Consider the following 12,002-nt stretch of genomic DNA (forward strand, 5'->3'; position numbering starts at 1 on the left):
AATCAGCCCACTGTTCGTTTTTCACATGACCCGCTTACCTGCTCAGCGTAAACTACCAGATTATGAACTCCCCAAACGATTCCAAGCTTTACGCGCATATCGCTTTACCGGTTCCTCTCATCGGAGGCTTTGATTACATCGTAACCAAAGTACAAACTGAGCACGCAGTCGCTGGCGCTCGCGCGCTCGTTCCCTTTGGGAACCGCAGACTAGTTGGCGTTGTTCTCGAGCTTAAAACGAGGTGTGATCTAGATGATGCAAAACTGAAACCCATCGACATGATCTTTACAGAGCAGCCCGTATTTAGCAGCGAAATGCTCACCCTGCTCTCTTGGGCAGCACACTACTATAGCCACCCTATCGGGGAGGTATTTAGCAACGCCCTTCCAAGCGCACTGCGCAAACCCAAAGCAGCACCAACCTACACAAAGAGCTTGTGGCGACGAACTCGCAAAGCATTTGAGGGCAGAAGCAATGCACACCTTCAAATTGCAGCTCTTGACGCTTTGGAACATTCTCCCTCAGGGTTATGGGACGATGCACTTCGCATCATGGGGTTCAGCACCAATCTACTTAGAAAACTAGAGCAACAAGACTATATTGAGCGGGAAGAAAACGATCTGTCGAGCAAGGCAATGCAGATCAGCGAAGATGCGCATCATTACACGTTAAATGAAGAGCAAGCCGCCACCCTTACTAGCATAAAGGCAAAGCTGGGGCGCTTTTCACCACATTTGCTAGAGGGTGTAACAGGAAGCGGCAAAACAGAAGTATATATTGCCGCTGTAAAAGAGTGCTTACTGCTCGACAAGCAAGCCCTAGTTCTGGTTCCAGAGATCAATCTAACCCCTCAAACGTTCAAGCGCTTTCAAAGCCAGCTAGGCATCCCTGTCGCCGTCTACCACTCAGGCATGACAGAAAAAGAAAAGTTCATCACTTACCAGATGCTCAAAACAGGCCAAGCAAAAGTCCTCATCGGAACGCGTTCTGCAATATTCCTTTCCACGCAAGCGCTTGGACTCATTATCGTTGACGAAGAGCATGACAGCTCATACAAACAATCAGATAACTTTAAATACTCAGCAAGAGATCTAGCCGTTAAGCGTGCACAACTTGAGGACTGCGCAATCGTACTTGGTAGCGCCACGCCGTCTTCAGACAGTTTACTCAATGCTCAGCAGGGACGATTTGATTGGCTCACACTCAACCAGAGAGCGAAAAAGGCCGCCATGCCGACGATAAAGTTAGAAGATATGCGAGCCTTAACGAGTAAAGATATTCTTAGCCCTCGCACTCTTGCCAAAATAAAAACGCAAATCGACCAGGGCAATCAAGTCATCGTTTTCCATAATCGCCGCGGCTTAGCACCGAGTTTGATGTGCTTTGATTGTGGTTGGATATATCAGTGTCCGAACTGCGATGCACGCGCAACAGTGCACCAAAGACCTGCCCGACTTCATTGCCACCACTGTGACTATAAAAGCCCAATAGTAGGTAGCTGCCCGCAATGTAAAGGGACGAACGTAAATGCTGTGGGAGCCGGAACCGAGCGAATCGAGCAGATACTGCATTATTACTTCCCCAATACCGATTTAGTGCGCCTGGATAGAGATGAAATCAAGAATCAGGCCGATCTTGAACAGGCAACTAGCATCATTCATCAAGGCCAACCCTGCTTGATCGTCGGCACGCAAATGATCGTAAAAGGGCATGATTTCCCCGATGTTACGCTGGTTGTTGTCGTTGATGCAGATGGACTTTTCTTTAGTTCTGATTTTCGCGCAATGGAAAAAGGCGCTCAGCAACTCCTGCAAGTTGCAGGTCGGGCCGGACGAGGCGATAAGAAAGGAGAGGTCACCATTCAGACTCGACAACCGGAGCACCCGTTATTTGAGTTACTGAAGCAACATCAGTATACGAATTTTATGCAAAACGAGTTACGCGAACGCGAGCTTTGCGCTCTTCCTCCGTTTAGCAAATTGGCGACTATCAGGGCCGAATCGGTTGATGCCGGTCGATGCGAACAAGCCCTTGCCCAGCTAAAAGGCTGCTTAAACTCGACCAAAGAGCTTGCCGGGATCTGCATCGCAGGTCCGCTTAGCGCAGCCATTTCACGTAAGCAAAATCGCTATCGCTACTACTTACACGTATTTGCTGAAAATAACAAACAACGCTTTATCGCGCAGCACTACACGCTGCATTTCATTCACCAATTAAAGCAACGCGATCTGCGTCTTAGCATCGACGTAGACCCGATCGAGACCAACTAATTACTTAGATGAACGAAAAGCGGGCAGATTCTTTTACTCAAGCCTGAAATTATAGATAATACGCGCCCCTAATATCGCTATAGCCGAGTATCGCTAAAGATATCAGCCAGCAACACTTACCCCCGGAGCATCATGAAAGAAGCCATCGCAAAACTTATTGAAACGGCAATTAACGAACTGCAAGCAGAAAAAACGCTTCCTGCCGATCTCAACTTCCGGGTAATGGTTGATAACACCAAAGATAAAAGTCATGGCGATTTCGCGACTAACATCGCCCTCATGCTCGCAAAGCAAGCGGGCAGCGCGCCTCGCAACCTGGCCGAGAGTATTTGCAAGAAAATTGAAGAACATGCGCCTGCTGAAGTCGAGAAAATGGATATTGCAGGGCCCGGCTTCATAAACTTCTTTGTCAGTACCGCAACGCAGTTCAGCGTTCTTAACGATATATTCGAACAAAAAGAAAGCTTCGGACGCGCACAAGCGAAAAGCAAAGAACGTGTTCAGGTTGAGTTCGTTTCGGCAAATCCAACTGGCCCACTTCACGTCGGTCATGGGCGAGGCGCAGCCTATGGTGCAACCGTCTCTGACTTTTTGGAAGCCGCGGGCTATGAAGTTGAGCGGGAATACTACGTCAATGATGCTGGTCGACAGATGAATATTCTCGCCGCCAGTGTCTGGCTACGATATCTCGAAAGCTTCAACGAAGACCTCAAATTCCCTGTAAACGGCTATAAAGGCGCTTACATTTATGACATCGCCAAAGCGCTTTCTGACGAACACGGAGAACGTTTTAGTAAAACCGCTGAAGAGGTTTTTGGCAACTTGCCGAAAGACGAAGACGAGGGCGGCGATAAAGAGCTTTACATCGATGCCGTAATTGAACGAGCTCGAGCTCTGCTCGGTAACGACTTTTCCATCGTATTTAATGCCGGCAGAGATTCCATTGTAGATGATATTCGAGACGATCTCGGTGAATTTGGTGTGCATTACCAGCAATGGTTTTCCGAAGCATCTCTTGCAGATAAGATCGACGACGCGCTAGCGAGACTAGATGCCAATGGTTTTCTATACGAACAAAACGGTGCCATCTGGTTTAAATCGACAGCCTTTGGTGACGATAAAGATCGCGTTGTAAAACGCGACAATGGCGAAACAACCTACTTCGCCTCTGATATTGCTTACCATCTGAATAAATTTGAGCGTGGCTATGACCGCGTCGTTAATGTTTGGGGCGCAGATCACCACGGTTACATTGCAAGGGTTAAAGCCGCACTGCAGGCGATGGATCTTGACCCAGACAAGCTCGATATCAAGCTTGTTCAGTTTGCCATCCTTTACCGCGGCACTGAGCGCGTGCAGATGTCAACGCGAAGCGGCTCATTTGTGACTCTCCGCGAGCTGCGTGATGAAGTCGGAAAAGACGCAGCCCGATTTTTCTACGTAACGCGCAAGGCAGAGCAACATATGGACTTCGACTTGGAGCTCGCAAAGTCGCAAAGTAAAGACAATCCTGTTTACTACATTCAGTATGCGCACGCTCGAATCGCTAGCATGCTGCGAAAACTTGAAGAGGAAAGTATCAGTGTGGATCGAGAAAACGGCCTTGCAGAGCTAGCTCGCAACAGTGTTGATGCAGAAGTAGACTTGGCCAAACGCCTAACACAATATCCGTCAACATTGATCAACTCAGCAGAGCAGCTGGAACCGCATACCATGACACACTATTTAAGAGATCTAGCTAGCGAATTTCACACCTATTACAACAGCAATAAAGTGCTGGTCGATGATCAAAACGTGCGCGATGCGCGAGTCACTCTCTGCATCGCAGTCCAGCAAGTTATCAAGAATGGTTTGAATCTACTCGGTGTTAGCGCGCCAGAAAGCATGTAATCATGACTCGAGATTACGCAAAACCCAGCACGACTAAAAAGCCTGCTGCAAAGCGCAAAAAGAAACCTTCCGCAAAGACAGGTTCTGCCGCGAAAAAAACGTCTGCAACAAAAACTGTCGATAACGCTGGATCAGGCAAGGGCTTACATCTTTTTTTAATCGCAGCCCTTCTTGGTGGCTTTGGGTTCGCACTCTATAAACTAGCTCAGGTAGATGATGGCGCGACCAATCAAGCTATCAGCAAGCCCGCTCCTAACAGCACGAAGCCTAAAGCTGAGGCTGAATCAAAAGAAAAAGCCGTCATAAAACCCGAAGCACGCTTCCAGTTTTATGACCTTCTTCCTAACAGCGAGGTAGACACAGACACCGTGGATGCCTATACATTTAAAGAAAAAGGCGCCGAAGAAGAGTACCTTTATATGGTTCAGACTGGCTCCTTTCGCTCAAGCACTGACGCCGAACGACAAAAAGCGACCATCGCCTTCCAAGGCCTAAAAGCTAAAATCCGAACGGTAACCAACGACAAAGGAAGCACTTGGCATCGAGTTGAAACGGGCCCCTTTCAGTCTAGAAGTGAGATGAACGCGGCGCTTGATAAGCTCTACGCCATCAATATCCAACCTCTGGTCAAAAAATCCAAAAAGCAGTAAGCCTTCCGGCGCTGCTTTTTTACTCCTATTTTTAAACTACCACCTTGAAATTCATGGCTTAGAGGCCATATCGCAAGGATGCGCCTGTTTTAGCTTAGGAGAGAGACATGACCACCATATTATCAGTACGAAGAGAAGGCGAAGTCGCGCTTGGCGGCGACGGCCAGGTTTCTCTCGGTAACACCATTATGAAAGGCAACGCGCGAAAAGTGCGAACCCTGTATAACGGCAAAGTCATTGCGGGTTTTGCCGGAGGCACTGCCGATGCATTCACACTGTTTGAGCGCTTTGAAGCAAAGCTCGAGAAGCATCAAGGTCATCTTGTGAAAGCGGCCGTAGAACTTGCAAAAGATTGGCGTACGGATAGAGCATTACGCAGACTTGAAGCACTGCTTGCAGTCGCTGACAAAGATGCCTCGCTCATTATTACCGGCAATGGCGATGTTATTGAGCCAGAGGACAGCTTGATAGCAATTGGATCAGGAGGCCCCTTTGCGCAAGCAAGCGCAAAAGCGCTGCTCGATAACACAGAATTGAGCGCTCGAGATATCGTTGAAAAAGGTCTCGATATCGCCGCCAGCATTTGTGTCTTCACTAATGACCAACGCACCATCAAAGAACTGAAGTAAAGGGCAAAACACTATGGCCAATATGACTCCTCGCGAAATCGTACATGAGCTAAATCAACATATTATTGGACAAGATGAAGCCAAGCGTGCGGTGGCAATTGCTCTGCGTAATCGCTGGCGTCGCATGCAGTTAAACGAAGATCTTCGAGATGAGGTTTCGCCAAAAAATATTTTAATGATTGGCCCAACGGGCGTTGGTAAAACAGAAATCGCACGCCGGCTCGCAAGGCTTGCTGACGCTNCGTTTGTTAAAGTTGAGGCGACAAAGTTCACTGAGGTCGGTTATGTCGGTAGAGACGTCGATTCGATCATCCGAGATCTCGCCGAAAACTCAATGAAGCTTTTCAGAGAGAAAGAAATCAAACGAGTTGAAATGCGTGCAGAAGATCTTGCAGAAGATCGCATTCTCGACGCTCTGCTTCGTCCCGCTCGATCCGCCGGCAGCTCAATCGTCGACGAACAAATCCAAGAAGAGTCGAGCACCCGGCAGATCTTTCGAAAGAAACTACGCGAAGGAGAGCTTGATGACAAAGAGATCGACATCGAGCTCAGCAGCGCTCCAGTCGGCGTTGAGATCATGGCTCCTCCCGGCATGGAAGATATGACGAATCAACTGCAAAGCCTGTTTTCAAACATGACAGGGGATAAGAAAAAGAGCAAAAAACTCAAAGTCTCAGATGCCTTCAAACAATTAAAGCAAGAAGAAGCTGCGAAACTGATCAACGAAGAAGAAATCAAAGCGGCAGCCGTCAAAGCGGTTGAACAAAACGGAATTGTCTTTCTTGACGAAATCGACAAGGTAGCCAAACGTTCTGAAACCGGTTCGGGCGAGGTGTCACGTGAAGGCGTGCAGCGTGACTTGCTTCCTTTGATTGAGGGCAGCACCGTCACAACAAAACTCGGTCCCGTTCGCACAGATCATATCCTGTTTATCGCCTCTGGCGCTTTTCACCTTGCCAAGCCTTCCGACCTTATTCCAGAGCTACAAGGGCGTTTGCCGATAAGGGTTGAGTTAAAAGCCCTTAGCACCAATGACTTCAAACGTATTCTCACCGAGCCAAACGCGTCATTAATCGACCAATACGTGGCACTGATGAAAACAGAAGGTCTAGAACTTAGCTTTTCTGAAGAAGCGATCGATCGCATCGCCCACATAGCGTGGAAGGTAAATGAAAGCACCGAAAACATCGGAGCCCGCCGCTTACATACCGTTTTGGAACGACTGTTGGAACAAGTCTCATTTGATGCAGGCGATAAAGTCAGAGACGACTTTGAAGTAACAGCAAACTACGTAGACGAGCAGCTAAATGAAGTCGCCGAAGATGAAGATCTCAGCCAATACATCCTATAAAGCGCCATGATCCCTTCAAGAGTTGAGGCAAAACAACAATCTCGGGTACTGTTATTACAGTACCCAGATGGTACTAGCCACGAGCTAAGCTTTGAATATCTTAGAGTGCTCTCGCCATCTGCAGAAGTGCAAGGTCATGGTAAGCCGATCCTGCAGTTTGGTAAGAAAAACGTATTACTAAAGGGCGTGGAGCAAGCTGGAAATTACGCCTTAAAACTGGTCTTTGATGATGGGCACGACTCTGGCTTATACACTTGGGACTATTTGCGTAAGCTTTGTGTCGAGAAAGAGCTGCTATGGCAGCGATACCTGAACGATTTGAACAAAGCTGGGCGCTCTAGATAAGACATCCTAACAGCTGCATTTCACCGCCTTTCTTTTCTGACTTCACCTAGTGAATTACTTCCGTGGCTTGCCTTAGTGACCTGCTTTAGTGACTTTCACGAGACGACTTCACATCAGCCACACGAGAGCGTCGTAAGTACTTCTCAAAGCCAGCCTCTTTCAACGCGAGATTCAATGCACTCTGAACGATGTAAGGAGAGTCAAGGGATAACACTTCCTTGAGCAAGTCCTGAGCCCAAGCCAAGCTTATACCGCGAAGAACAGCTTTCACACGCAACAGATTAGACGCATTCATTGATAGCGCGTCATATCCCATGGCCATTAAGAGCACTGCGCCCGCCGGATCGCCCGCTAACTCTCCACAAATACTCAGTTGGACATGCATATCTTTAGAGTCAGCAGCGATTTTGTTCAGCGCCTGCAAAACCGCTGGGTGAAAAGAATGGTAAAGCGAGGCAACGCGCGGATTATTTCGATCAACCGCGAGTAAATACTGGGTTAAATCATTTGACCCAACAGACAGAAAATCAACACGCTCTGCCAGCTCTCGCACCTGATACACGGCCGCCGGCACTTCGATCATGACACCAACCTGCGGCATATTCACCTGATAGCCTTCAGACCTCACTTCATGATACTCGCGGTAAATCAAATGCAGCGCTTCTTCGACCTCATTAACGCTTGAAACCATGGGTAACATAATTCGCAAATTATTCAGGCCCTGACTCGCCTTTAGCATGGCGCGCATTTGAACCAGAAAAATTTCAGGGTGGTCCAACGTGACGCGAATACCACGCCAGCCTAGAAAAGGATTCTCTTCGTCAATAGGAAAGTAAGGCAATGATTTATCACCGCCAATATCCAGGGTACGCATCGTGACTTGGTTTGGCGCGAACGCCTCCAGCTGCTCCCGATAATAAAGCATCTGCTCATACTCACTCGGAAAGCGCTCGTTGATCATGAACGGCACTTCGGTCCGGTATAAACCAACACCTTCAGCACCATGATCCAGTGAACGTACTACATCGGCCATTAAGCCTGTGTTAACCCACGCATGGACGCGATGACCATCAAGTGTCTCACACGGCAAGTCAATAATGCTCTTGAGGTCTTCATCGAGCTCACGGTCCTCATTAAGCACCGCCGAGTAATGATCTTTAAGTTCATCAGAAGGAGAGATCAGGATATCGCCGTTATAACCATCTACGACCATCTCTCGCTGATCAAGCTTGGTCAATGGAACATCGACTAAACCCATAACCGTCGGTATGCCCATTGCCCTCGCAAGTATCGCCACATGAGAGCTTCCCGAACCCTTAATTGAAACAAGCCCGACGAGGTTTTCTCGCGGCACTTCTCCAAGCATGGTTGGCGTCAGCTCATCACTTACCAAAACCGTTTTGTCAGGGTAGGACTGATCGACCACCTCTCGCTCTTGCAAGTAGCTGAGAATGCGACGACCCAAATCTTTTATGTCAACCGCGCGTTCTCGTAGATATGAGTCGCTCATCATCTCAAAGTGGCTCGCGTAATCTTTGATGACATGCTTCAAGGCGGTTTGCGCACAAGATCCCGCACGGATTTTGTCTTGCACCTCTCCAGCCAACGCCTTGTCATCCAGCATCCCGATGTAAACATCAAACAAAGCCTGCTCTTCTGGCCGCAACTGGCTGGACAAACGTTCGCCAACTCGACGGATATCAACTCGCACAGAATCGATTGCACCGTCAAAGAGCTTCAAGTCCGCATCTATATCGCTACTTGATCGCTCAGGGACGGAGTCAAAATCAGCCGGAGGAAACATGACAATGCTCTGACCTATGGCGACACCAGGAGAGCCAGCCACACCTTTGAAAACAAGATCTTGTTCTTTCGTGGCGATTAAGGAAGGACCAATAAAGGCGCTTGTTGCCTCAGAATGGGCAATAATGCCCGCTAGCTGAGCAGAAACAGTCACTAAAAAGGCTTCTTCGCCCTCATCAAAACGCCGACTATTAGACGCTTGTTGAACCACAATAACGCCGAGCACTTTTTTGTGATGGATGATCGGTACGCCTAGAAAGCTTTCGTAGCGCTCTTCGCCCGTCTCTGGAAAATATTTATAGCGATGATGCTCCTGAGCCTGCTCAAGATTAATAGGCTCTTCACGAACGCCTACAAGGCCAACGAGGCCTTCAGAGTAACCAAGCGTCACCTTACCCACGGCATCATCATTTAGCCCTTGAGTAGCCATCAACACATAGCGATTTTGGTTTGCATCCAACAGATAAATGGAGCATACATCTGTTTTCATAGACTCTTGAACACGCGTGACGATGAGCTGCAAAGCCTCGTTCAGGTCTGCAGCTGCGTTGACTTCCTGTACTATGCCACGCAGGACTGCCAGCATTAAATACTTCCTCTAAGAAACTCTAATTAGTATCGAGTAAAAACAAATTGCTCGACAAATCCTTCATTGCCCGTCGGTATACTTCCCGCTTGAATGAGACTACCTGCCCTAACGGGTACCAGTAACTAACCCATTCCCAACCATCAAACTCCGGCGCTTCTCCGTTGCTAAACGAAACCTGCGAGTCTTCGCCTAGCATGCGCAACAAAAACCACTTCTGTTTTTGTCCTATGCAAACCGGATGAGAGTTATGCCTTATCAGTCGTTTCGGTAATCGATACCGAAGCCAGCCATCGGTCTGCGCTATGATTTCGACATCTCGCTCGATCAGCCCAACTTCTTCATGCAGTTCCCTGAAGAGCGCCTGTTCAGGCGTCTCATGAGGCTTAATACCCCCTTGCGGAAACTGCCAAGAATTTTGACCGACCCTACGCGCCCAAAGCACCTCGTTTTTTTGGTTGGCGAGAATAATTCCGACATTTGGCCGAAAGCCGTCAGAATCAATCACAACCTATCCTTTCATAAAAATCGTTTCTTCCATTCTTTCAGAAAAAATAAGGCGCGGCAAACGAAAGCGTCACTACAAATCCGTGCCCAGGCGCTGAGAATCCTCTTGGTATACCCTTAAATCTTGGCCATTTACATCTCCCTTCCGAGTTTTTCATTTTCTCTTTTGGGCAAACTGGTATGCTTAGCAACGTTGTAGAATTTTACTCGGAGTTGATAACGTGGCATTGGCTATATTTGATCTTGATAACACCCTTATCGCAGGAGATAGCGACCACCTTTGGGGTGAGTTTTTAGTAGAAAAAAACATAGTCGATGCAGAGCTGTTTAAGCAAAAGAACGATGAATTTTATCAAGACTACGTGGATGGAAAACTAGACATCTACAAGTACATCGAGTTTTCGCTTTCACCTCTAGCCGAAAATGACATCGCGACACTCGATGCATTGCACGAAGAATTCATGGCCGCCATCATTCGACCAATCATGCTGGCAAAAGCAAAGCAGCTCATTGAAGAACACCGCAAAAAGGGCGATACATTGCTCGTCATCACAGCAACGAATCGCTTTGTAACTGAACCAATCGTAAACGAATTCGGAATCGACAACTTGCTAGCGATCGAAGTTGAGCAAGTCAATGGCCGCTATACAGGTAAAAGTGCGGGTGTACCCAGCTTTAAAGAAGGCAAAGTAACCCGCCTACAAGACTGGCTAAAAGAGACTGGACATGACCTACATGGTGCCTACTTTTACAGCGACTCACATAATGATATCCCGCTGCTCGAGTTAGTGGATACACCGATGGTCGTCGATGGCGATGAGCAACTTCTGGATCATGCAAAGCAAAAGAACTGGAAATGTATTTCTCTCAGAGACTAATCACACAAAAACAATGAAAACGCGAATACGAATGACAGCAACCCGTTACTACGCGATAAGAAGCCTATTTGCGTTCGCCTGCGTGATGCTTAGTGCTTGCAATCCCGCCAAGCCAACTAGCTCTGAACACGAAAAAAACGTAGAGACCTCTCTCGAAGCACAGATGGAGCTTGAGACGACCAGCAAAAATCTGGAGAAGCCTTCTAAGTCACTTGTTCTGGAACTTGAGGCGAAGCTTCTTGATGCTGCGACACAAGCGAATGCGCTCAACACGGAAACCAAGGCCTTTTTAGCGTCACCAACCGAGCAAGGACACGCAGACCTACTTCAAACATACCAAAAAGCACATCAATCTTATCGGCTTGCATCGGCGGTGCTTTTCCTTGCCTCAGGTCAAAGTGCCTCAAACCTGTTAATTGATGCATTTCCAATGCTTCCCGGCTACCTTGATAGCGTTGAGGGCTATCCGAGCAGCGGACTCATACATTCCGAGATGAATATTAACCTTAAGACGCTTGAGGACGAGCACCAATTTAGCGACGAGCTATACCTCACCCTCGGCTTTCACCCCTACGAATTTATCCTGACCGGCGATCCATCTTCCCCAATAGCAGCATGGCGTCGATTTACGATTGAAGGAACGGAAAAACAAAAACTCGCTGCACAACGTCGCTCAGCATATCTCGCACTTCTGGCAACGCAGTTGCAAAACGACATTGAGCAACAAACTCTCTGGTGGCAAAAATCAAAACCGGTTCGCTTGGCGTTCCTAAACGATGAGCGCGTCATGGAAGAGTATCTAGAAAAAGAAAGAGATCACTCAGGGGAATCGGGTGCAAAACACATCAAAGCGTTTTGGCTCAGCCTTGATGCGTTGCAAAAAAGCGAAACGCCACCTATGACTGAGGAAGCACCCGAAAAAACATCGCCTTCAGATAGTTCGTCTCCGGAATAGCTGGAACAATAGGATGGTCCGGCCCCTGAGGAAAACGTTCAATCAACTGAAGCTCCTTCTCCAGCGTTCGGCCAGTTTTTCGAACAATCTCGAGTAACGTCGACTCCTGCAAATGCATCGAACACGAGCCGGATACGA

Annotated in this window: 10 protein-coding genes and 1 pseudogene; 8 read left to right on the forward strand and 3 right to left on the reverse strand. The window is 48.0% G+C overall.

The features are described from left to right. Positions 1–62 precede the first annotated feature (62 nt). The 6 genes from A3750_RS03955 (at position 63) to A3750_RS03980 (ending at position 7,135) form a co-directional block, all read left to right on the forward strand. On the forward strand, positions 63–2,270 hold the full coding sequence (locus A3750_RS03955) for a primosomal protein N' (protein WP_068520445.1): 2,208 nt from the start codon (positions 63–65) through the stop codon (positions 2,268–2,270). Positions 2,271–2,402: 132 nt separating this feature from the next. Then, positions 2,403–4,160 (forward strand): arginine--tRNA ligase, encoded by a 1,758-nt coding sequence (argS, locus tag A3750_RS03960; protein ID WP_068466015.1) that lies wholly within the window; start codon positions 2,403–2,405, stop codon positions 4,158–4,160. A 2-nt stretch (positions 4,161–4,162) separates the two neighbouring features. Next, on the forward strand, positions 4,163–4,810 hold the full coding sequence (locus A3750_RS03965) for an SPOR domain-containing protein (RefSeq protein ID WP_068457543.1): 648 nt from the start codon (positions 4,163–4,165) through the stop codon (positions 4,808–4,810). A gap of 107 nt (positions 4,811–4,917) precedes the next feature. Beyond that, complete coding sequence (gene hslV, locus A3750_RS03970) at positions 4,918–5,439, forward strand: ATP-dependent protease subunit HslV (RefSeq protein WP_068466014.1); 522 nt, start codon at positions 4,918–4,920, stop codon at positions 5,437–5,439. A 13-nt stretch (positions 5,440–5,452) separates the two neighbouring features. After that, on the forward strand, positions 5,453–6,790 hold the full coding sequence (hslU, locus tag A3750_RS03975) for an ATP-dependent protease ATPase subunit HslU (RefSeq protein WP_068548034.1): 1,338 nt from the start codon (positions 5,453–5,455) through the stop codon (positions 6,788–6,790). 6 nt (positions 6,791–6,796) lie between these two features. After that, positions 6,797–7,135, forward strand: a complete 339-nt coding sequence (locus tag A3750_RS03980) for a gamma-butyrobetaine hydroxylase-like domain-containing protein (RefSeq protein WP_068458653.1) — start codon at positions 6,797–6,799, stop codon at positions 7,133–7,135. Positions 7,136–7,220: 85 nt separating this feature from the next. Here the strand turns inward: A3750_RS03980 and ptsP are convergent, their stop codons facing one another. Together ptsP and rppH are read right to left on the reverse strand one after the other, a co-directional pair. Then, on the reverse strand, positions 7,221–9,524 hold the full coding sequence (gene ptsP, locus A3750_RS03985; RefSeq protein ID WP_068458652.1) for a phosphoenolpyruvate--protein phosphotransferase: 2,304 nt from the start codon (positions 9,522–9,524) through the stop codon (positions 7,221–7,223). Positions 9,525–9,546: 22 nt separating this feature from the next. Beyond that, a complete protein-coding gene (gene rppH / locus A3750_RS03990; RefSeq protein ID WP_068458651.1) occupies positions 9,547–10,032 on the reverse strand; it encodes an RNA pyrophosphohydrolase in 486 nt (161 codons plus the stop codon). A 220-nt stretch (positions 10,033–10,252) separates the two neighbouring features. Here rppH and A3750_RS03995 point away from each other — a divergent pair, with 220 nt between their 5' ends. Then, positions 10,253–10,909, forward strand: a complete 657-nt coding sequence (locus A3750_RS03995; protein WP_068458650.1) for an HAD family phosphatase — start codon at positions 10,253–10,255, stop codon at positions 10,907–10,909. Positions 10,910–10,940: 31 nt separating this feature from the next. Then, complete coding sequence (locus A3750_RS04000; protein ID WP_068458649.1) at positions 10,941–11,864, forward strand: imelysin family protein; 924 nt, start codon at positions 10,941–10,943, stop codon at positions 11,862–11,864. On the opposite strand, the pseudogene A3750_RS26740 reads toward A3750_RS04000, so the two are convergent. After that, a pseudogene (locus tag A3750_RS26740) lies at positions 11,806–12,002 on the reverse strand (RlmI/RlmK family 23S rRNA methyltransferase); the annotation flags it as partial. The gene A3750_RS04000 and the pseudogene A3750_RS26740 sit on opposite strands and share 59 nt — an antisense overlap.

It is taken from the genome of Oleiphilus sp. HI0079, from assembly GCF_001635105.1.